This window comes from Roseibium sp. (assembly GCF_025698965.1).
GTDB lineage: Bacteria > Pseudomonadota > Alphaproteobacteria > Rhizobiales > Stappiaceae > Roseibium.
Genome location: NZ_JAILWL010000010.1, coordinates 1 through 21,108, shown reverse-complemented (window position 1 = coordinate 21,108; position 21,108 = coordinate 1). Strand labels below are relative to the sequence as shown.

The 21,108-nt window shown below is 55.5% G+C and carries 20 protein-coding genes; 9 read left to right on the top strand and 11 right to left on the bottom strand.

Translation table 11 applies throughout. From position 1 onward, the window contains the following. Positions 1-18: 18 nt before the first annotated feature. The 3 genes from K5905_RS01815 to K5905_RS01805 form a co-directional block, all read right to left on the bottom strand. A complete protein-coding gene (locus K5905_RS01815; RefSeq protein WP_297579599.1) occupies positions 19-1,524 on the bottom strand; it encodes a tripartite tricarboxylate transporter permease in 1,506 nt (501 codons plus the stop codon). Between the two features lie 18 nt (positions 1,525-1,542). Beyond that, positions 1,543-1,992: a tripartite tricarboxylate transporter TctB family protein gene (locus K5905_RS01810; RefSeq protein WP_297579597.1), complete on the bottom strand. Its 450-nt coding sequence runs from the start codon at positions 1,990-1,992 to the stop codon at positions 1,543-1,545. 70 nt (positions 1,993-2,062) lie between these two features. After that, entirely contained in the window at positions 2,063-3,052 is a 990-nt protein-coding gene (locus K5905_RS01805) for a tripartite tricarboxylate transporter substrate binding protein (RefSeq protein ID WP_297579594.1), read from the bottom strand. Between the two features lie 167 nt (positions 3,053-3,219). Here K5905_RS01805 and K5905_RS01800 point away from each other — a divergent pair, with 167 nt between their 5' ends. Then, positions 3,220-4,128: a LysR family transcriptional regulator gene (locus K5905_RS01800; RefSeq protein ID WP_297579592.1), complete on the top strand. Its 909-nt coding sequence runs from the start codon at positions 3,220-3,222 to the stop codon at positions 4,126-4,128. 245 nt (positions 4,129-4,373) lie between these two features. Here the strand turns inward: K5905_RS01800 and K5905_RS01795 are convergent, their stop codons facing one another. The 7 genes from K5905_RS01795 to K5905_RS01765 form a co-directional block, all read right to left on the bottom strand. Then, on the bottom strand, positions 4,374-5,867 hold the full coding sequence (locus K5905_RS01795) for a sulfatase-like hydrolase/transferase (RefSeq protein ID WP_297579588.1): 1,494 nt from the start codon (positions 5,865-5,867) through the stop codon (positions 4,374-4,376). Positions 5,868-5,900: 33 nt separating this feature from the next. Next, positions 5,901-6,659: a cytochrome b561 domain-containing protein gene (locus K5905_RS01790; RefSeq protein WP_297579585.1), complete on the bottom strand. Its 759-nt coding sequence runs from the start codon at positions 6,657-6,659 to the stop codon at positions 5,901-5,903. A gap of 76 nt (positions 6,660-6,735) precedes the next feature. Beyond that, positions 6,736-8,484 carry a SulP family inorganic anion transporter gene (locus K5905_RS01785; RefSeq protein ID WP_297579582.1) on the bottom strand — a complete coding sequence of 583 codons (1,749 nt, stop codon included), beginning with the start codon at positions 8,482-8,484 and terminating at the stop codon, positions 6,736-6,738. 162 nt (positions 8,485-8,646) lie between these two features. Further along, positions 8,647-10,173 carry a tripartite tricarboxylate transporter permease gene (locus K5905_RS01780; protein WP_297579580.1) on the bottom strand — a complete coding sequence of 509 codons (1,527 nt, stop codon included), beginning with the start codon at positions 10,171-10,173 and terminating at the stop codon, positions 8,647-8,649. Further along, positions 10,173-10,649: a tripartite tricarboxylate transporter TctB family protein gene (locus tag K5905_RS01775; protein ID WP_297579577.1), complete on the bottom strand. Its 477-nt coding sequence runs from the start codon at positions 10,647-10,649 to the stop codon at positions 10,173-10,175. Before K5905_RS01775 ends, K5905_RS01780 begins: the two co-directional genes overlap by 1 nt. Before the next feature lie 42 nt (positions 10,650-10,691). Then, positions 10,692-12,146: a sulfatase-like hydrolase/transferase gene (locus K5905_RS01770; protein WP_297579574.1), complete on the bottom strand. Its 1,455-nt coding sequence runs from the start codon at positions 12,144-12,146 to the stop codon at positions 10,692-10,694. 37 nt (positions 12,147-12,183) lie between these two features. Then, positions 12,184-13,170, bottom strand: a complete 987-nt coding sequence (locus tag K5905_RS01765) for a tripartite tricarboxylate transporter substrate binding protein (protein WP_297579572.1) — start codon at positions 13,168-13,170, stop codon at positions 12,184-12,186. Between K5905_RS01765 and K5905_RS01760 the strand changes: the two genes are divergently transcribed. Beyond that, positions 13,159-14,043, top strand: coding sequence for a GntR family transcriptional regulator (locus K5905_RS01760; protein WP_297579569.1), 885 nt, complete (start codon positions 13,159-13,161; stop codon positions 14,041-14,043). The two genes, K5905_RS01765 and K5905_RS01760, sit on opposite strands and share 12 nt — an antisense overlap. A 173-nt stretch (positions 14,044-14,216) precedes the next feature. Here K5905_RS01760 and K5905_RS01755 read toward each other — a convergent pair whose 3' ends face one another. Continuing rightward, positions 14,217-15,062: a formylglycine-generating enzyme family protein gene (locus K5905_RS01755; RefSeq protein WP_297579567.1), complete on the bottom strand. Its 846-nt coding sequence runs from the start codon at positions 15,060-15,062 to the stop codon at positions 14,217-14,219. 185 nt (positions 15,063-15,247) lie between these two features. Between K5905_RS01755 and K5905_RS01750 the strand changes: the two genes are divergently transcribed. From K5905_RS01750 to K5905_RS01720, 7 genes are all read left to right on the top strand, one after another. Continuing rightward, entirely contained in the window at positions 15,248-16,174 is a 927-nt protein-coding gene (locus K5905_RS01750) for a LysR family transcriptional regulator (RefSeq protein ID WP_297579565.1), read from the top strand. A 97-nt stretch (positions 16,175-16,271) separates the two neighbouring features. Further along, positions 16,272-16,694, top strand: a complete 423-nt coding sequence (locus K5905_RS01745) for an ABC transporter substrate-binding protein (protein ID WP_297579562.1) — start codon at positions 16,272-16,274, stop codon at positions 16,692-16,694. Then, entirely contained in the window at positions 16,601-17,881 is a 1,281-nt protein-coding gene (locus K5905_RS01740) for an ABC transporter substrate-binding protein (protein ID WP_297579629.1), read from the top strand. Before K5905_RS01745 ends, K5905_RS01740 begins: the two co-directional genes overlap by 94 nt. 50 nt (positions 17,882-17,931) lie before the next feature. Continuing rightward, a complete protein-coding gene (locus tag K5905_RS01735; RefSeq protein WP_297579560.1) occupies positions 17,932-18,909 on the top strand; it encodes an ABC transporter permease in 978 nt (325 codons plus the stop codon). Continuing rightward, positions 18,906-19,793 (top strand): ABC transporter permease, encoded by an 888-nt coding sequence (locus K5905_RS01730; RefSeq protein WP_297579558.1) that lies wholly within the window; start codon positions 18,906-18,908, stop codon positions 19,791-19,793. Before K5905_RS01735 ends, K5905_RS01730 begins: the two co-directional genes overlap by 4 nt. Beyond that, positions 19,790-20,785: an ABC transporter ATP-binding protein gene (locus K5905_RS01725; RefSeq protein WP_297579555.1), complete on the top strand. Its 996-nt coding sequence runs from the start codon at positions 19,790-19,792 to the stop codon at positions 20,783-20,785. The genes K5905_RS01730 and K5905_RS01725 overlap by 4 nt, the downstream gene beginning before the upstream one ends. Then, positions 20,763-21,108 (top strand): ATP-binding cassette domain-containing protein (locus tag K5905_RS01720; RefSeq protein WP_297579553.1); only part of this gene is annotated, 346 nt, incomplete at its 3' end. The genes K5905_RS01725 and K5905_RS01720, both read left to right, overlap by 23 nt.

Genomic DNA, 21,108 nt, shown 5'->3' with positions numbered 1-21,108 from the left:
ATTGATTTCCTTGCCGGACTAGGTTTTTGCGTGTGACTTCGTGCGGCGCAGGGATTGTGCGCCGCGAAGGACTGAGACCAGCGCCGCGATAGCAAAGCAGGCGATCGCGACGGGGCGTTCGAGAAAAATGCCGAAACCATTGTCTGAAAGAAGAAGCGATTGGCGAAAGGCCTCTTCAGCGCCTCGCGCCAGGACAAACCCGATGATAAATGCCGCGATCGGGAATCCGGACTTGCGCATAGCATAGCCGATAACACCGAAAATCAGGGCGACACCAATGTCAAACACGCTGTTGTTGCCTGAATAGACAGCCGAGAACGCGGTGACGAAAACGAACGGATAAATGATACGTGGCGGCAGATAGGCAATCATTCTACCGACCAATGGGGCACCGAAATAGCCGATCAAGCCGTAAGCGAGGATACCTATCAGTCCTGCAGAAAAGAGCCCGAATACCAGCGCAGGTTCGCGGTCGAATATCATAGGCCCCACCTGAATACCGTGTATCGTGAATACGCCAATCAAGATTGCCGCTATCGTACTGCCGGGGATCCCCAGCGTAAGCAGCGGGATCATGCTTGGTCCGGAGACGGCGTTGTTGGCGGCTTCGGGCGCTGCGACACCCTCGGGCACACCGGTGCCCCATTCGCCGGACCGCTTCGACCTGCGTCGTTCCTCGCCATAGGCGACAAAGCATGCGACCGACGATCCGAGGCCAGGCAGCATGCCGATCAGAGACCCGATTACCGAACTGCGAAACATGGTTGGAACCAGCCGAAGGAATTCCGGCATAGGCAGCCGCGATCCTTCGCGGGAAGATCGAAAGTTGACGTCTTCGTCGCCCTTTGAATGAACCATTTCGGCCTGTACCAGAACTTCCGCGAAAACGAAGAGCCCGATAAGCAACGGCACCAACGTGAAACCGTCTTCCAGTTGAGGAAATCCAAGGGTCATGCGTGAGTAACCGGAAATCGGATCGGTACCGACCAGGGCGAGAAATCCTCCGGTGGCCGTGGCAATCAGTCCTTTGACGACTGACTCGCCGACCACACTCCCGATCACTACGAAAGCCATCATCATGATTGCAAAATACTCGGGCGGTCCGAGTGTCTTAGTGAATACCGCGATCTTGACGGCACCGAAAATTAGCAACAATTCGCCCAGGAAGTCGCCGAAAGCTGAAGCGACTGCACTGACCTTTAGAGCCTTACCTGCCTGCCCCTTTCGGGTCATCGGGTAACCGTCGAGCATGGTCGCGGCAGATGCGGCGGTGCCGGGAGTATTAAACAGGATCGCCGAGATCGACCCGCCATAGCGCCCGGCCTTGCCCAGGACGTAAAGCAAGGCCAGCGCTGGCAACGGCTCGAGATGGAACGTCAGCGGAAACAGGAGCGCGATTGCGGCAGCCGCAGTCAGCCCCGGCAGAGCACCGACCAAAACACCGCACAGCGCCCCGGCCAGTATCAGGCCCAACGTCAGCGGTTCCGAAAATACTGTCGAAAATCCCAGGATAATTTCAGACATCGCCTGTCCCCTTTCCCCTCAAAGAACCATGGCGAGGAGATCCCGGGGATCGTGAAGCCCGAGCATTCTGATGAAGAAGATGTAGTATCCGGCTGAAGCCAGGGCGGAAATCGCCGCCAGCAACGTCATGCGACGCGTGCCGAAGGACCAGAGCAGTATTGCCAGTGCAAGGAAGATCACAGGTGTGTATCCCAGCACCCGGATACCAAATGTGCAGATCAGTCCGGCAGCCGCATAAGCCAGGAAGACCGAGACCGGAGCGAAAGTGGCGCTGCTGCCGTTTTCACTTTGTCTACGTGAACTTGTCCCAAGGACGATGGAAAGCAGCATGATCGCTGTGGCAAACGCGATCGCTACGATACCGGGTCCGACAGGATCGTCACCGGTATCCTCAACGCCAAAGGCGACGAGAAGAAAGAAACTGCCGACAAGGAAGGAGACAACTGCGGACATCATTTGACGGGTCATCGCGATTTTCTTATCCGTTCTCTTGATTTGATTGAGACGGCCCCACATAGCCCGCAAGGCCGTCGTCACGTCACTTTTTGAAGATCTGCGCGATCACGCCCACCAGATTTGCCCGAAGAACATGCATCCGGTTTTCTGAAGCCACCGGAGACATGTATCTGGGCGACAAGCCCGCGGCTGTTGTGGCCTCCTCATAGCTCTCCGAAAGCGCAACCTTTTCGATGGACGTTGTGAGTGCGTCCACAATTTCGGCGGGAATATCGTCGGGAGCAAAAACCATGATCGGGCCAGACCAATCAATGTCAGGCAACCCGGCGTCACTTAGAGTTTGAACGTATTCAAAGTTCGGATCCCGCTCGTTGTTCATGACCGCAAGCGGTTTGATTTCGCCTTCATATCCACTGGCCGATTGCAGACCCGCAACTGTGAAATCGACCTCGCGGGCAATCAGCGCTCCTCTGGCAAGCGCGCCCCCCTTGAAAGGAATGTCTTTGGCGGACACGCCTATCGTTTCGAGCAGCGTGAAGCCGCCAAGTGTCTGAAAACTCCCCCGCCCGGCATGCGCCCATTTCAAGGAGCCAGGATTTGATTTTGCGTAGTCTATCAGTTCGCCAACCGTTTCAAACTGGCTGTCGGTCGGCACCATTACAGCTGTTTCCAGCCGCCCAATGCTCCCCAGAACGATGAAGTCTTTTTCCGAGTCGATTTTCGACTTGTCACCGTCGATTATCTCCTTGGAGATCATAGTCCCGGCGTTGGTGACTAGCAGCGTGTACCCATCACCATCTGCCTCCGCAGCATCCTTGGCGGCAATACTGCCAGCGGCGCCAGGCTTGTTCACGACCACGACCGGTTGTCCAAGGTCTTCGCGCAGACCATCGGCAATCAGCCGGGCATAAATGTCATTGCCACCGCCGGGCGCAAAGCCAACCAGGATGGTGATTGGTTTTTCGGGATAATCGGACAATGCCGGTGCCGCCATTGGCAAGCTTGCAGCAAATGCAATTGCGGCTCCCAACAGAGTTGACTTGATCTGAGAGTAAGGTCGATCAGGTATCATGCATCAATCTCCTGTCTCCATAGCAGCGCTGTAAGCTGAGAGATCCGTGCTCCATGCGCCTAATTATGAGAGTACGCGGCATAAGAGCGTCGGGCGTTGCAATTTTCAGGTCGACTCTTCGAAAAAATGCAATAATCAATCAAAGCAACAACGGCCGTGGTGATCCTATGAAGCTTAAGACCCTTACCGCGCTTAACATGATTGTGACGCGCGGCAGTCTGAATTCGGCGGCCCAGGAGCTGAATATCAGCGAGGCAGCATTGAGCCGCCAGATCACCAGACTTGAGGCGTCAATCGGACTGAAGTTGTTTTCAAGGAGCGGCAGAACACTCTCACCAACCGGCGAATGCATTGAACTTTTGAGGAGGATTGAACCCTCCCTGCAGGAATTGGAACGCATCAACGAAGTTGCTTCGGAGATAAGGCGTCTGCCTCTACGACGGCTGCGCCTGTCGGTAATGCCACGGCTCGTTTCCGCTGTCACCCTTCCCGCATTGTCGAGCTTCCTAAACGAGCAGCCCGACCAGGATGTCTCGCTCATTGTTGAAGGCCGATCCCTGATCCTGCGAAGTGTGTTGAACAGATCGTGTGATCTCGCGCTCGGCTCACTGCCCATGCATCACAGCAACCTCGTCTCAGAGCATCTTTGTTCGCTACCGACCGTAGCCGTGCTTCCTCCAAACCACAGATTTGCGGACAGATCATCACTCAAGCTTGGAGAGCTCGCAGACGAAGCGTTCATACTCTTGCCACCGAACACCATGATTGGCATTCGGGCGCAGCAAATGTTCGATGAAGCGGGTATGACACCGATTTCGCGGCTTCATGTTTCAAGAGTCGACGATTGCTGCGCCTTCGTCGCAAAGGGGCACGGGGTGGCAATCCTCGATGCATTGATGCCTGATTGGGCAAAGAATTCAGTACGATTGGTACCGATCGAAAGTGCGCCGAAGAGCAGTTTTGGGTTCATTCGGCGATCTGACGAGGAAGTCACGCAGACTGCCGGTCACCTTATGGACCTGATCAAAGATAGCACCACCCGCTTCCTTGGCACCATGACATCCCTTCAGCATTGACAGCTTGAGTGAACGGACAGCAAAACGCCGACCCAGTGCCGCATCGGCCCGAAATTCAAGCCCGGGAGACCTTTTTTTGGTATCAGGTCCGTCTGGGCGACGGCCATTCACCTTAGTTGCTGCGAGATTTCTGTTCCAGAAGGCGCAGCGACCTGGAAAGCAACCGTGCACTGGCTGCTCAAGGCTCCGTATCCCGAGCAGTGGATGTTTCCGCTCTCGTTCCTGACAAGTTCAAGATCGGCAATCTATTCGGGGAAACCGACCCAATCCGGCACCTCCCCGGCTGGGGGTTGCGGATAGTGCAGCCCGCGCTGTGACGAGAAACTCCGGTCCGCCTTGGGAACATAGGGGCCAGGGTCGTATCCCACGAGTTTTCCATCTACCACCCAGCCCTGATCGACATCAATTCCATAACAATGGGCGGCAAGAGCGGTTTCCAGGCTCCGGCGTACGCTGGCGTAAGTCGGATCGTCCGCCAAATTGCGTGTCTCGTCAGGATCGGTTTCCAGATCGAACAATTGAACCCAGTTGCCCGCCGGATACCAGATCAGCTTGTGGCGACCGTCGTGCATCATCCGCGAGGCACTATTGTTTTCCAGAACCTCTCCATAGAAGAGATTTCGTCTTTTCTCGCCGATCATGGATAATCCGTCGCACTCGGACGGCGTTTCAATATCCGCCAAATCAAGCAGCGTCGGCATGACATCCTGCAGGCCAACCAATCGATTATCCACTGCGCCTTTTTTGATCCTCTTGTCGTTGGCGGTGCCCATAAGGATCATCGGAATGCGGGCCGCCCCTTCATAAAACGTCCGCTTGGCATAAAGACCAAAGTCGCCAAGCATGTCGCCGTGGTCGCTACAAAAGGCAATGATGGTGTTGTCGAGTTCCCGCTCCTCCCTGAGAGTACCAAGCACGGCGCGAATCTGGTGATCGACATGAGTGCAGAGGGCATAATAGGCGCGGCGCATCTCGGCAAGAACCGGTGCGGACAATTCAGCATAGTAATTGTAGAGAGCCTTCAGCGCATGCGGGTGATCTTCCGCTCCAATGCCCCAGTCAGACCGAAGTGCCGCTTCTATTTCAAGTTGCCGGTAGAATTCCATGTAGGTCGTCAGTGGTGCCAATGGCGGATGTGGCGCTTCGTAGGAAAGCGTCCAAAAAGAGGGCCGTGTCGGATCACGACGCTTGATAATCCGGCACATCTGCTGGGTTGCCCAATTGGTCACGTGGCAATTTTCCGCCAGATGCCACTCCCGGTGAAGGTAGTTGTTGTTGGGCAGACCGTGCATGAATGCCTGGCCCGCGTGGCCCTGATCGTAAAGGTAAAGTGAATAATCATCGATCGCCAGATGGGGCCGTCCTTCTTCGGACAACAACACATCGTCATAGCCGATACGATCTCTCTCCGGAAAAACATGCAACTTTCCGACACAGTAGGCTTGATACCCTGCATCTCGGAAGGTTTGGGCCATCGTCGGCACTTCGGGCATTCTGCCAGACTTGCGGAACACCCTGTCGCCGTGTGTGCGCGGAGTCGTTCCTGTATAAAGAGAACGTCGGGCAGGAATGCAGATTGGCGATTCACTATACGCGCGCGGGAATACGACACCGTTACGGGCTATCTGATCGAGCGTCGGCGTCTGCACGGTCGCATGGCCGGCATAACCCGTCCGGCCTCCAGACCACTGATCTGCAATGATCAACAAGACGTTCGGGCGATCGGGAACATTGGTCACTATCGCTTCTCCTGTGCTCTGGCTTTGGACCGGTCAGCTGTCATTGTATTTTCTTTTATTGCCCCAAACCTGCATTGTGTCGCCTGGCCGAACGGTTCCCCACCCCTGCTTCTTCATTCGATTGCCGGGATGAGTATTGTCCGCCCCCCAAATCGCCTGGTAGGTATCGTATGATCCAACCCGAAGCTGTAGCCAGACAGCTGCAGCAATTAAAAACCCCCACCAACCCGGAATAAGCAACCACATCCACCTGGGCGCGTTTGCGGCCCACAAACCCATCAGGATGCAAACAAAAGCCACCACAATGAGCCCGTAGCCAAGCGATTTGTGCACTGCTTCAAACAGCAGCCTGTGCGGCGTCATGTCATAATGGTCTCCAATCAGGGACCCATCCGGTGCGGGTGAGGTCGGGCCGCCTTTGGATCCTCGAAGAAAGCCTGTCAGCCCCTGCAGGCAACCGAAAACCAATACAATGTAACCCAGAACCTTGTGCGAGTGCGCAGACACCCCTACTTCCTGTGAAAACAGTATTAAACCGAAACCTAAAAAGGTCAGGGCGATCGCACCGGATTGACCAATCCAATGAATCTTCCACCAGGCTGGATTGTCCAGTTCCTTGGGCCAGGACTGCCACGGCAAGATCTTGAAAAAGCGCGCTGCAAGCACGGCAACCGGGGCAATGACACCCCACGCCAGCACCATGATGCGTGCATGCCACGAAAGATAGAAATCAACCGCATGGGCTCTGGTAGGGTCCACTGGCTGCAGCATCCATTCGACAATGAGCGTCATTAGTCTTTCCAGCCTTTTCACATTGGTCGTGGTTCGCAGGTGTTCAGGTTTTGGAGAACAGGGGCCAAAGCAGAGCTCACCATTTCTTTCGCTCCAAATAGACATTCTCAATAACCGGGGGGTCGCAATAGGGATCGATGCTCTTTGGTGCAGGTTTGCCTTTGCATTCCGTGAACGCCCGGATCGTGCACGTGCGGCAGATGGCCGGTTCCACTTGTGCAACGGTGGCCTCGATTGCGTCGCCCTTCGAGGGATGCAGGTTTTCTGGCCCAAGCGCTTCCAGTACTTGCATTTTTTTGAGCGCTCGGACGATCGTGAAATGGGCCGCGACAATGTGATAATCGCCGCCGACTTCCCGAGCGTCCCTGATTTCCTGGATCAGGAGGTCGGCGCCGGCAAGATCCATCCGGCCCATTCCCTTCATTGAAAGAATTTTCAGCTTGCGACCAGGGAACTGTCGATCGACATGACGCATCTCACTTTCCACGTGTTCGACCGACGCGAAAAACAATGGGCCTTCAAGGCGCATAAAATTGATCTGAGGACATGATTTCAGATCATAATAAAGCACACCGCGCATTGAGCGACGGCCGCGCGACATTGCCGGCGTCATGACCGCAAGGTGCGGGCGCGCACTGCGGTGAAGAAAAACGCATAAGGAAGCAATGACACCGACAACGATCGCATTATCAAGTTTCGTAAGAAGTCCGGTCAGAAATGTCAGGACAAGGATGAGCGTCTCACTTCGTGAGTTCTCGATGATGTGATGGATTTCGCGAAACTGAACGAGGCGCCAGGCGACATAGATGATGATGCCGGCCATCGCGGGAACCGGAATGCGATCGACAAACGGTGCAAACATGAGCAGCAACACAAGCAAAAACGCTGCTGCAAAGATCGCAGAGACCGGCGTTCTTGCCCCTGACTCTGCATTGAGCGCCGAGCGGGTAAATGACCCTGAGCCAGCATAAGCCTGGAAGAACCCGCCAAGTGCGTTCGAGAGGCCCTGGCCAATGATTTCCTGATTGGCGTCGTAACGCTCATGACGGCGCAGGGCAAACGAACGTCCGATACTGATCGCCTCTAGCAGACCTACAAAGGCGACAGTTGCCGATCCTGGCAGAAGTTCGGCTATCATCGCCAGGCTGATGTTGGGCGGAGCAAAGCTGGGAATGACCGCCGGCAATGCGGAAAACATCGCGATGCCCGCACTGCGTGCTCCGGAGAGCTCTCCAACAATCACTCCAACAACAAGAGCCATAAGATAGGCAGGCAATTTACGGCTCATCTTCTGAAAAAGGATCAGAGACCCGAAGGTCGATGCCGCAATCATGAGGGCAAGCCAATCGGCCTGTCCGGCGTTACCGACGACAAACCTTAAGCGGTCAATCACGCCTCCGCCTTGTTCGATTTCAATTCCAAGCACGCCGCCAAGCTGGGACACGGCAATCAGGAGGGCGGCCGCCGCCGTGAATCCGACGATAACCGAATGCGAAATAAAGGAAATCAACCCGCCGAGGCGCAACATGCCCGCAGCAAGCTGAAAAAGACCAGCGACTATCGTCAAGGTAAGGGCCAGGTTCACATAGACGGGCGTCCCTGGAGGGGCCATTCCCGACAGTGACGCGAACATGACGGCGGAAATGGCCGTTGTCGGTCCCGAGACCATGATCATCGACGAACCCCATATTCCGGCTATAACCGGTGTGATCATCGCAGTGAACAGCCCGTATTGAGGCGGCAACCCCGCGATGACTGCAAACGCTACCCCCTGGGGCAAAACGATCGCCGCATTGGTGAAACCGGCGATGGCATCATCGCGCAACGAGTTCCCCGAAACTTGAGCGAACCACGGTCGAAACGGTTTGAATTGTGAAGTGGTCCGCGACATGAACTCAGCCATGCATTTCGCCTTAGATCCGTAGCTAGATTGCTCTCTCGAGAGTTGCGTCTACAGCGCGGAAACTTTCCTTCCGCAGCGTTTCCCTCATTTCAGGGTTTTCGCCCTGAGACGGCGTTTCGGGCGTCGCATGCGGCGCATCAGCATCGGAATTAACGGCCAGACCAGCACCAGCAGGGTCAGGCCCAGCAATGCCGCGCAGACCGGTTTTTCAAGAAACACGGTGGCATCGCCCCGGGACAACAGCATCGCGCGGCGGAAGTTTTCTTCCATCATCGGGCCGAGCACGATGCCGAGCATCATGGGTGCGGGCGAAAGCCTTGCCAGCACCATCAGATAGCCGATCACCGAAAAGACGAAGACAACAAGGAGATCGAAGGGGTTGTTGTTCACGCTGTATACGCCAACACAAATCAGCATCAAGATTCCCGGGAAGAGATACTTGTAAGGGATTGCCAGGATCTTCACCCAGATACCGATTAGAGGAATGTTCATTACCAGAAGCATCAGATTTCCGACCCAGAAGCTCGCCAGCAGCCCCCAGAAGATTTCGGGATGCTCACCAATCAATTGCGGGCCCGGATTGACGCCATGGATCAGGAGCGCGCCAAGCATAAGCGCCATCACGGCATCACCTGGAATGCCAAGAGCAAGCGTTGGAATAAACCCACCTTGCGCGGCCGCGTTGTTTGCCGTTTCAGGCGCGGTAATGCCTTCGATGGCACCTTTTCCGAAGCGACTGCGATCCTTGGCAACGCGGGTTTCGACGCCGTAGGCAACAAATGAGGCAATCGTTGCGCCAGCTCCCGGAAGCACACCTAAGAAAGTTCCAATCGGCGCGGCACGCAACATCGGCTTGATCATCTGTTTCAAGTCCGATTTCAGCGGAATCAACTCGCGCAGAGCAACCGCTCTGGCGGCACCACGATCGCTGCTCGACCGGCTGAGATTGTTGATGACTTCGGCCGCACCAAAGACACCCATCGCGACGGCGACGAGATTCAATCCATCGCCGAGATTAAGCAATCCAAAGGTAAAGCGGAAAGTGCCGGATGTGATATCGGTCCCCACCAGTCCCAAGACCAGGCCAATGACTACCATCACCAGCCCCTTGATTTGAGAACCGGGAGCAACGGTTGATGCGAGGACCAGGCCGAAAACCATCAGGGCAAAATATTCAGCTGAGCCGAAACCCAGTGCAAAGTCTGCAATCACCGGCGTAAAGGCCGCCAGACAGACAATTGCAAAACAGCTGCCAGCAAAAGAAGAAAATGTCGTCATGAACAATGCCGCGCCCGCCCGGCCCTGTTGAGCGAGTGGGTAGCCGTCAAGACACGTGATGGCACCAGAGGGCGTCCCCGGGGTATTTAGCAGTATCGATGCAATCGAGTTTCCGTACTGTGCTCCGTAGTAAATCCCCGCCAACATTATCAACGCCTGGGACGGTTCGAGATAAAACGTAATCGGCAGCAACATGGAAATAGCCGCCATAGCGCCAATTCCAGGCAACACACCGATAAGCATTCCGACCGTGACACCGACGAAACAATAAAACAGGGTTTGGAGGGAAAGTACTTCCCCGAAACCCAGGGCGAGGTTTGAGAAGATATCCATCAGATTACACCCGGTACAAGCTTGAACGGGATTGAGAGGGCGATTCCGAATACCAGGTAGACCGAAATCAAGAGGAACAGGAAAAGGCCAGTGAGACTGCGCCAGGTGTGGCTCGGGTCCGCGTGCCCGGAAATAAAGACAAGTGCCGCAGTCGCCGCCATAAGCCCAGCCGGCTCGATCAATAGCGCGAACGCCAGAAGCGCGGAAAGCACCAGAACGACCGGCCGCCAGACGATTCCGACCGCGGCCTCATCGCCGTCGTCATTCACAACAGCTACAAGAACGCCGAAGACGATGATCAGTATGCCTAGGCCAAGCGGCAAAAAACCCGGTCCCATGCGGGCTGCAGTGCCCAAATTGTAAGACAGCGCCTCGTAGATGACGAAGGCGCCAATCGCCGACATGACCAGTCCAGTGACCCGATTGCGGGACCTCAGACTTTTTGTATTTTCCTTAATTTCCAGACCCGACGACACTTTTCCCTCCTCCGGTCCGCGTCAGTGAGTAGTACGAACGGCCTACATCACACTAGCCTTTTCGCCGGGTGGCGGGGTATGCGTGACCCCACCCTCCGCGACAATTGCCTCCAATCCGCCAAGTGCCTCCAGACGCTTTTTTTGGTCTCGCTTTGCACGTGCATCCGCCGCTTCTGGATTTACAATTTTTCGCAATGCAGTCTCGAATTCCTCAAGAATGCTCTGATGCTGAGGATCTGTCGCCAAGTTGAAGCATTCTTCCGGATCCGCCTCAAGATCGTAGAGTTCGGCGCCGTAATGGGTGTAGTGGATATATTTGAAACGACCCTTGCGCAGCATCATGAGACCGGTGGGTGCACATGATGCATGATACTCGCAGAAGACTTCACGATCCGGATCGTATTGTGCCGCAGCAATGGTCAGCAACGATCGTCCCGGCAGGCGTTCCTCCTCGGCAGTCAACTCAATGCCGACGGTATGCAGCGCTGTCGGATATGCATCGACCAACGACACAGGCGTTTCACAAACCGTCCCGCCGGGCAATTGAGGATCAACCAGGATCATCGGAACATTTGCCGACTCTTCCCACATGGTCGACTTCCCCCACAAACCACGAGCACCCATGTGGTCACCGTGGTCCGAGAGGAACAAAATGGTTGTATTCTCGGCCTGTCCGCTGGACTCAAGCGCGTTTACAACTCTGCCGACATTGTCATCCGCAAAAGAGCACAAGGCATAGTAGTGAAGCAGCGCACGCCGTCGATGCGCATCATCCACGAAATAGTCGTCGAAGTTGTAGCCGTATCGGAATAGTCTCCACCACTCTCCTATCGAGCCGCTCATATCGAGTTTTTTCTTGGAAAGCTCAATGTCTCCAATCTCGTAGCGGTCCAGATACTCCTTGGGGACGGTCAGAGGAAAATGAGGTGCTATGAATGATGTGAACAGAACCCAGGGCTTTTCTCCCTGATCCTTCAACCTGGTCTCGAACCAGTTCTCCGTCAGTTCCGTGATTTTCCTGTCATAGCGCGTATACTGGCTGTCGCCCACAAAGACTTCGCGCGCAACCGACGCACTTTGAGGCCTTGCCGGCGGGTTCTCCCGTTCCAAACCAAAAACGTCGCCGCCGCCATAAACATGCATCGGCAGGATCTGCTCATCGATTCCGGTTGGATAGTCTTCGCCTTCGAAATGAAGTTTTCCGATTGACGTGAAACGGTGCCCCGTCTGCCGAAGCCTGTGCCCCCAGCTTTGCACTCTTCCGTCATACGCAAAGACATTATCCCAATACCCTGTCTGATTCGGGTATTGCCCAGTCGCGAAGGCCGCACGCGCCGGGATGCAGATTGGCGAGGTCGCGTAAGCATTCGTGAATCGGACGCCGTTCGACGCCAACCGGTCGATATTGGGTGTTTTGACGGTTGGGTTGCCGTAGCACCCAACCGCTTTGGATGCCATCTGGTCAACCATTATTATCAGGAGGTTTCTAGGTCTCATAGTGACAGCCGTTCTTCTGGTCTTGATTGCGCCGATCCTATTTGCCGAGGTCGATATTTGTGTCTTCGACAATCTTCTTCCAGCGCGCCACTTCGCTGTGGCCGAATGCCGTTTGAGCTTCGGGAGAACTGGGACTTGGGGTTGCTCCAACATTCAGAAACGATTGCGCGGTTTCCGGCTTCGCCAGAGTGGCGTTCAGTGCGTCTGACAGTTTGGAGACAACATCGGCTGGTGTGCCTGCGGGCACGTAGAGTGCGTGCCAGTTGTCCACATTGTAGTCCTCAAAACCGAGCTCCTGAAAAGTCGGAACGTCGTGCAGCACCGGAGAACGCTCTGGCGTGGAAATACCCAGCGCAGTCAAGGACCCGGAAACCACATGCGGCAATGCAGGTGGGATACCGGCGAAAAACAACTGAACCTCATTCGCCAGAACTGCCTTCGTTGCATTTCCACCTCCCTTGTAGGGAACCATGGTCATTTCAATGCCAACTTTTTTTGCGAAGTCCTCCGTCGACAAATGCTGCAGCGTGCCAACACCAGGAGTGGAATAGAAAATATCTCCCTGCTTGGCGCGCTCGATGAAACCCGGCATGTCGGTTGTTTCGAGGTCATTGTTCACGACAAATAGCAATGGCACCGAGGCGACCATTCCGACACCTTCAAAATCGTCGACAAAACTGTAGTTCAGGTCAGATCGCGTCGTCGGTGAAATCGAATGGACCGCCGTCATCATCATCATGGTGTAACCATCAGGATCTGAACGAGCGACGGACCCCGCAGCGATGGCCCCCGCAGCTCCTGGCCGATTGTCGGTGACGACCGGTTGCCCCAGGATCTGGCTCATCTCTTCCGCAATAATTCGCGCAAGCGTGTCTGGCGCCGATCCTGGTGCCGATCCGACAACAAGCGTAATCGGCTGATCGGGGAAATCTGCCGCCGCTTCCTGCACCGAAAGCGCAAAGCCGATTCCCAAAGCCACGGATAACCCAATCGCGGCTGCGCACCGCTTTGTTTGCAACTGCATTTATTCCTCCCAGAAATTCGTCGCAATCACACCAGCCGACGTAGTCGGTATGGCTCATTTCCATTTGGTATGCCATTTCTAAATATTGTGTACCAAATAATTCTAAGTGTGGCAACTCGCAAATTTTGGTGGACTTGGGTATGTCTTTGTGGACAGAAAATTCAGAGAGACAGCAAATTGAAGAATCAAAAAGAAGCGGCGCCAGTGAAACCGCTGCAAGTTGAGCGCGGCGATACCTTGGCCAACGTACTTCGGCGGCATATTGCCGACGACATATTGTCTGGAAAATGCGAACCTGGAACGCGTCTGGATGAACGTTCGCTCGCAAACGAATATGGAGTGTCTCGAACCCCGGTTAGAGAAGCTTTGCAACAGCTTGCAGCGGCCGGTCTTGTCAGCAGCAAGCCACATTCAGGAACAATCGTGCAAGGAGTGGAGATTGAACGCGTCGCTTCGCTGTGCGAGGCCTCAATCCTGCTCGAGTCACTCTGTGCCAAGCTGGCGGCAAGTAGAATCAGTGCGGTGGAGATCGGCCGTCTCCGCAAGATACACGAGCAATGTGAAACGCTTCACAAGTCTGGCGACGCTGAAGGCTATGCGCTTGCCAACCGGAAGTTTCATAGCGCGATTATTTCTGGTACGCAGAACACTGACCTGATTGATGCAGTCGAGTTCTGCCGCTTGCGCATTGCCCCTTTTCAACGCGCTCCGTTTCAGTCTGCCGACCGCCGAGCGGAATCCCAGAAAGAACACAAGCGGATAATCGAAGCACTGGAAGCCCGGGACGCTGCAAAAGCGGAACAAATGATGAGCGAACACCTGTCTGCGGCGGCAGTGGCGATAGATGACCACTTGCAGAATTTCTTTTCCTAACCGAGACGCTTGCCCTAACGCGCTGAAGCCAGCTCAATCGACTTTGGCTGATCATGCACGTGTTGAATTTGTGAAACATCGCAGATCAACTGGTTTCCTCCCGGCAACTCCATGATGGATCACATGCGGCCCATCTCGATAGCTCAACCAAAAGAGGCGCATACGATCCTGAATCAGGCAGGATCGAACGCCAGGCGGAAACCGCAATGAGACGTGGCGTTGTCGGGCTGTCGACCGGTTCGGGCAGCGATCCGGTAACGCCAGCAATAACTGCGGTGACAGAGGTATGATCCCCCCTTCAATAACCTTTCCTTTTCCCGGCGCGCTTTTTCGTTCCGCGATTTAGCCTTTGAGCTGAGAGACCGTATCCTGAAGAGGTCATGGCACCATTCCCAGACGTTGCCGCTCATGTTGTAAAGTCCGGCGGCGTTCGACTCGAAACTGTCGACCGGCGCGGTTCCGTAATAGGCGTCCTTGCAAGTATTTTGAGTTGGAAACTCGCCCTGCCAAATGTTGCAGGGCTGGAAGCCATCATCGTCCGGCTCCCTGTCCCCCCACGGGTAACGAACAAGTTCCGCTCCGCCTCGGGCGGCATGCTCCCACTCTGCCTCGGACGGCAACCGACCACCTGCCCATTCGGCATAGGCGACCGCATCGTTATGCGAAACATGGACAACCGGATGGTTTGGACGCGCAGACGCTTCCGTCTCTGGTCCGAGGGGAGTTTTCCAGGTAGCACCTTCGACGCTGTTCCACCAAGGCAGACCGGGTGGTTTCGGCCCCAATTCCTGGTCCAACAGACCGCGAAACACAAACGACCAGCCGATTTTTTCTGCTTCTGTCACATAGCCTGTACCCATTACGAATTTCGCAAACTCCGAAACGGATACGGTGCAGGCGGCCATTCCAAACGGCTTTAACTTGACCTTGCGAACAGGTCCCTCGCCGTCGGTGGGTATCTCCGGGCGGTTTGTCCCGACAACACTTGTACCGCCGTCAAACCAAATAATTTCGGTCACATTTTTCCCTTTGCAGATCCCTCTCTCCGTCCTTCATCGGAAATGTCTCTCCCGGCATGAAGCAAACGGCGATCATCTCATCAAATTGCTGACGGATTTTCTGGAGCACAAACAAAGTTTCTTGCAGTTTGCTCTTTTGGAGCCAATATTTCTGTAAAGTCAATTGAAAGTTCAAGTCCTGCCACATGCAATTGAAACAGCTTGAGGTCTTTGACGCCATCGTTCGTTCCGGGTCGATCTCGGCGGCTGCCCGAGAGATGGGGATGACTCAGTCCGCCGTCAGCAAAATTTTGGCCCGCTTCGAAGACGATCTCGGTTACGAAGTTTTCTATAGGCAGAACGGAAAGCTGGTACCTGCCCCCAGAGCATCATCCGTACTCGGACGGGTTCGGAAAGTTCTAGAGGCCATGTCCTCGCTTCGATCCGTGCGAGACAACCGCAATGACGCTGCGCAAAAGGTCCTCAGCCTGGTGACCGTTCCCAGCCTGGCTCACGCCGTCATACCAACAGTCCTGAAGCAGTTTTACGAGCTGCACCCCGAGACCCGAGTTCTCTTCGATGTTCGCACGACCCATGCAACCATTGATACGATGATCCGCCAGGCGGCCGATTTTGCGCTCGTGACGCTGCCGGTCTCTCACCCAACGCTAAGCGTTCAGCCCCTTTACCGCTCGACAAGTCATTGCTGCATACCTGAGTCGCATCCTCTTGCGAATAAGGAGCGGATTTCTGCCGAAGATCTGATCGATGAACCGCTTGTTCTGCTTTCGACCCGTCAGCCGACCCGGCAACAGATTGACGAGGCGTTTCGACGTAATGGAATACGCCCGAACGTCAAAATCGAAACAGCAAACGTTCTGGCGGCTTGCAGATGTGCCGAACAGGGCCTGGGTATTGCCATCGTGAATGCACTGATGGCTGGTTATACCGGCAGCTCGCGAGTGGCTATTCGTCCGTTTGGTTCGGAGATCTTTCACACGCTGGCATTGCTGGAGGTCGCAGGTCTCGACAGAAAACCGGAAGTCGACAGCTTCCTGAAGTGCCTCCATTCGAGTATCCAACATATGTGTGAAACAACGGGACTGAAAGTGGAGACACTGAGTTACTCCTGAAGCCCCATTCCATTTTGGAATAGGGCTTTCCGATTGTGAATACAGTTGAATTTCGATTTTCCACCTCTGAAACTCTTTAAAAAATACGGAGGTGGACATGAAGAATACGATTTGGAAGGTGGCATTGGCCGCAGGCCTGGCAGTCAGTGGCGTGACTGCGCATGCGGAGACATTGACAGCCGGTTTCGCGTCTGAACCGAGCTCCGTGGATCCGCTCTATCACAATCTCGGACCAAACAACGCGCTTCGCAAGCACATGTTCGAGGCTCTGGTCGGTGAAGACGAGAACCTGGGCATTGTTCCGATGCTTGCTGAAAGCTGGAGCAACCCGGATGATCTGACGTGGGAATTCAAGTTGCGCGATGGTGTCAAGTTCCACGACGCACCGATTTTACAGCACGGGATTTCCTTTACACGGCTTGCCGCATCCCGAACGTTCCCAACAGTCCGTCCTCGATGGAAGGGTTCATCAAACGTGCCGAAACCATCGAGGCTCCGGATGACCATACGATCCGCGTAACGACCGCAACACCTTACCCATTGCTGTTAAGCGACTTTGCCAGCTTCGGCGTCGTATCGGCAAGCGCTGCGGGTCATGACGGGCCGGTAACCTACACGAAAGGCGGTTGCGAAGGCATCGCGTCCTACCCGCCATCCGAGGACTACAATTCAGGCAAGGCCGCGATCGGAACCGGCCCCTATAAGTTCGTCAGTTTCGTTTCCGGCGACAGGATTACTTTGGCTCGATTCGATGACTATTGGGGCGAAAAACCTCATTGGGAAGAAATCGTTATCCGGCCGATCACAAATGACGGTGCCCGTGTTGCCGCGCTCCTCGCAGGTGATGTGGACATTATTGAAAAACCGCCGGTACAGGATCTGGAAACACTTCGGGCGGAAGACGGCGTTGACGTCGTGCAGGGTGCATCGTCGCGGGTGATTTATCTGCATTTCGACCACCAGGGTGAACCAAGCCCGGGGATCGGCGGAACGGATGGCAAAAACCCGCTGAAGGACGTGCGTGTACGCAAGGCAATCTCCCTAGCGATCGACCGGCCGCTGATCGTCGACCGGATCATGGGTGGTCTGGCAGTTCCCGCGCGCCAGCTCGTGCCGGATTTCATGCGCGGCGTCGACCCGGAAATCGGGCTTGAGGAAGCAAATCTGGAAGAAGCCAAAAAACTTCTGGCGGAAGCTGGATATCCCGATGGCTTCACACTCGTGCTCGGCACGCCCAATGACCGCTACATCAACGATTCAAAGATTGCCCAGGCAGTTGCGCAAATGTTGACCCGTGCCGGCATCAAGACTGACGTCGATGCAATGACCAAGAGCGTGTTCTTCTCACGCCGGAACAAGTATGAGTTCTCGCTCTATCTTGCAGGCTGGGGAGCTTCGGGCGCCGGAATGGCGTCGCCGTTGAGGGCACTTGTCGCGTCACAGAACAAGGACAAGGGTCTCGGTGGAACCAATCGCGGTCGTTATTCGAACCCTGTACTTGACGCGGAGATCGAAACGGCATTGGCAACTGTTGAGCCGGAAGCCCATGATGCAGCACTGCGCCGCGCAAGCAAGATTGTTGTTGACGACGTCGCGATCCTTCCGTTGCATTACGAAGTCACTCCCTGGGCTTTGCGCAAAGGGCTGACGATCACACCGCGCGCTGATCAGCACACTGTGCTGACAACGGTTCGCCCGGTCGACTGATCATTTGAGCCGGGGCATTGCCCCGGCTTATCCCCACTTGGAACAGCAGCATGCTTGCTTATCTCATTCGCCGCTTTGGCCAGTCGCTTCTGGTTATGGCGGTCATGGCGACGATTGTCTTTTTTGGCCTCTACATGGTCGGCAATCCGGTCGATCTCCTGATCAATCCGGAGGATGACCTGGCCGCCCAGGAAGCGGCGATCCGCCGACTGGGCCTCGATCAGCCGATTTACATCCAGTTCCTCCAGTTTCTGAAAGGCATCGCGACCGGCAACCTGGGTGTGTCGTTTGTGCACAACACGCCGGCTCTGGAACTGATCCTGTCGCGTCTTCCAGCAACTCTGGAACTAGCATTCTTCGCAATGCTGCTTGCAATCCTGTTGGGGATCCCCCTTGGCATGATTGCCGGGCTCTATCCGAGTTCTCCCGGCAGTCGCGTCATCATGGGCGGGTCGATCATCGGGTTCTCAACTCCGAATTTCTGGCAAGGTCTCATGCTGATCATGCTGTTCGCGGTTTTCTGGCGAGTTCTGCCATCCGGTGGCCGAGGCCAGACCACCGATCTTTTCGGCATTCCGGTCAGCTTCCTGACCCTGGATGGATTAAAGCATCTGATTTTGCCTGCGCTCAATCTGGCGATCTTCAAGATTGCGCTGGTGATCCGGTTAAGCCGGGCCGGTACATCAGAAGTCTCCCTTCAGGACTATGTGAAATACGCCAGAGCGCGTGGCTTGTCCGAAAAACGGATCGTTGGCGTTCACATCCTGAAGAACATTCTCATTCCGGTCGTAACGGTTCTGGGGCTCGAACTCGGCAATGTCATCGCGTTCGCTGTGGTGACCGAAACGGTGTTCGCCTGGCCCGGCATCGGCAAGCTGCTAATCGACAGCATCGGTCTCTTGGATCGGCCGGTGGTGGTCGCCTACATGATGCTCACGGTGTTTATGTTCGTAATGATCAATTTCTTCGTCGACATGGCGTACTCGATGCTGGATCCAAGGATCCGGATCAAGGCAGGTAAGTCATGAGTGCAATACCTGTCGAAAGCCCTTTCAGGCGGTTCGTTGAAGACTTTGTCCGCAGCCCGACCGCAGTCATAGCTGCCATTGGAGTGCTGGGGATTGCATGTGTCGCAATTTTCGCAGCGCAGATCGCACCGCAGAACCCTTACGATCTTGCTGAAATCAACATCATGGACGGCAGCCTGCCGCCCGGTTCGGTGGGGTTTGACGGCTTCCACTACTGGCTCGGAACCGACGAACAAGGCCGAGACATGCTGTCGGCCATGATCTACGGACTACGAATTTCGTTGTCGGTAAGTCTGATTGCGGTCGGTTCGGCCGTTGCCATTGGCATGAGCCTTGGAATGCTTGCGGCCTGGAGTGGCGGACGCGTGGAAGCGTTCATCATGCGGGCCGTCGATATTCAGCTTTCTTTTCCCGCTCTACTGGTGGCATTGCTGCTGCTGGCGATCCTCGGCAAGGGGATCGACAAGGTCATCATTGCCCTTGTTCTGGTGCAGTGGGCGTATTTTGCTCGGACGGTCCGTGGCGCGGCTCTTGTCGAGATCCGCAAGGACTATGTCATGGCGGCCCGGTGCCTGGCGCTTCAGCCCATGCGTATTCTGTTCGGCCATGTGCTTCCCAACTGCCTGCCGCCGGTGATCGTTATCGCCACGGTTCAGGTCGCCAACGCGATCGCCATCGAAGCTTCGCTCTCCTTCCTCGGTGTCGGCGTGCCGATTACCGAACCGTCGCTCGGTTTGCTGATCTCCAACGGCTTCGGTTACCTGCTGTCAGGTCGTTACTGGATCAGTTTCTACCCTGGTGTCGTGCTGCTGGTGACACTGGTGTGCATCAACGTGGTCGGCGACCATGTCCGCGACATTCTCAATCCGAGGATGCAGAAATGACGGCGCCTGTTCTCTCTGTCCGCGACCTCGTCACGGAATTCGACACCCGCGCCGGTGCGCTGCGTGCGGTCAACAATGTCTGCTTCGACGTCATGCCCGGCGAAGTGCTTGGCATCGTCGGTGAATCGGGGTCTGGCAAGACGATCACCGGTTTTTCGATCATGCAGCTCCTCGACAAGCCAGGAAAAGTGAAGTCCGGCGAGATTCTGCTCAACGGGAAGGACCTTGGCCGTCTTGGCGACACCGAATTGCGGCAACTGCGCGGCGATCGCATCGCGATGATCTTCCAAGATCCTATGATGACGTTGAACCCGGTTCTGCGCATCGACACACAGATGATCGAAACAATCCTGGCACATCGGAAAGTCTCGCATGCCGAGGCCCGGCAACTTGCCGAGGATGCGCTGGCACAGGTCGGGATTCCTTCTCCCGCCGAGCGGTTGAAGACCTATCCGCACGAGATGTCGGGCGGAATGCGTCAAAGAGTGGTCATAGCGATCGCATTGATGCTGGAACCCGACCTGATCATTGCCGATGAGCCGACGACCGCCCTGGACGTGACCATCCAGTCCCAAATCCTGTTCGAAATGCAGCGTCTTTTGAGTAACCGGAACATGGGACTGATCTGGATCACCCACGACCTGACGGTTGTCGCCGGTCTGGCTCATAAAGTGGCCGTTATGTATGCGGGACGCATCGTCGAATTCGGCCCCGTCAGCGACCTACTGGACCGGCCGGCGCATCCCTATACGCGTGGGTTGATCGACTCAATCCCGAGCAATGCTTCTCACGGCAAACGCCTGACCCAGATCCCGGGAATGACGCCCAATCTCCTGAACCTCGGAAAAGGATGTCCCTTCCGGCCGAGGTGCCCGAGAGCGAGCGATATCTGCGCGAGCGATCCGGAGACGTCATCTACCGGGGATGGACGTACGGTCCGGTGCCACAATCCAATCGAGGAGGGGCTTGATGACACCGCTTCTGCAACTTGACGGGCTGACCAAACGCTATGTGAGCGAGCCCGACACCGCGGAGAAGATCGCCAACCTTTTGGGAGCGAACTATCAGGAAACCGTCGTCAGAGCGGTTTCCGGCGTGGATCTTGAAATCCATCAAGGTGAAGTCCTTGGCCTTGTCGGGGAAAGCGGATGCGGCAAGTCGACCCTTGGCCGCATGGTGGCCGGTGTCGAGGCAGCGACGGCGGGAGCCATCTACTATGATGGTCACCAACTCGATGCGATGTCATCGGCACAGCGCAAGCGCTATGCTCTTGAGGTCCAGATGATCTTTCAGGACCCATTCGCCAGTTTGAATC

Coding starts and splice junctions, on each gene's coding strand:
- K5905_RS01815 (WP_297579599.1), bottom strand. CDS start 1,524: ATGTCTGAAATTATCCTGGGATTTTCGACAGTATTTTCGGAACCGCTG.
- K5905_RS01745 (WP_297579562.1), top strand. CDS start 16,272: ATGAAGAATACGATTTGGAAGGTGGCATTGGCCGCAGGCCTGGCAGTC.
- K5905_RS01750 (WP_297579565.1), top strand. CDS start 15,248: ATGCAATTGAAACAGCTTGAGGTCTTTGACGCCATCGTTCGTTCCGGG.
- K5905_RS01805 (WP_297579594.1), bottom strand. CDS start 3,052: ATGATACCTGATCGACCTTACTCTCAGATCAAGTCAACTCTGTTGGGA.
- K5905_RS01765 (WP_297579572.1), bottom strand. CDS start 13,170: ATGCAGTTGCAAACAAAGCGGTGCGCAGCCGCGATTGGGTTATCCGTG.
- K5905_RS01800 (WP_297579592.1), top strand. CDS start 3,220: ATGAAGCTTAAGACCCTTACCGCGCTTAACATGATTGTGACGCGCGGC.
- K5905_RS01790 (WP_297579585.1), bottom strand. CDS start 6,659: ATGACGCTCATTGTCGAATGGATGCTGCAGCCAGTGGACCCTACCAGA.
- K5905_RS01725 (WP_297579555.1), top strand. CDS start 19,790: ATGACGGCGCCTGTTCTCTCTGTCCGCGACCTCGTCACGGAATTCGAC.
- K5905_RS01810 (WP_297579597.1), bottom strand. CDS start 1,992: ATGACCCGTCAAATGATGTCCGCAGTTGTCTCCTTCCTTGTCGGCAGT.
- K5905_RS01780 (WP_297579580.1), bottom strand. CDS start 10,173: ATGGATATCTTCTCAAACCTCGCCCTGGGTTTCGGGGAAGTACTTTCC.
- K5905_RS01735 (WP_297579560.1), top strand. CDS start 17,932: ATGCTTGCTTATCTCATTCGCCGCTTTGGCCAGTCGCTTCTGGTTATG.
- K5905_RS01770 (WP_297579574.1), bottom strand. CDS start 12,146: ATGAGACCTAGAAACCTCCTGATAATAATGGTTGACCAGATGGCATCC.
- K5905_RS01730 (WP_297579558.1), top strand. CDS start 18,906: ATGAGTGCAATACCTGTCGAAAGCCCTTTCAGGCGGTTCGTTGAAGAC.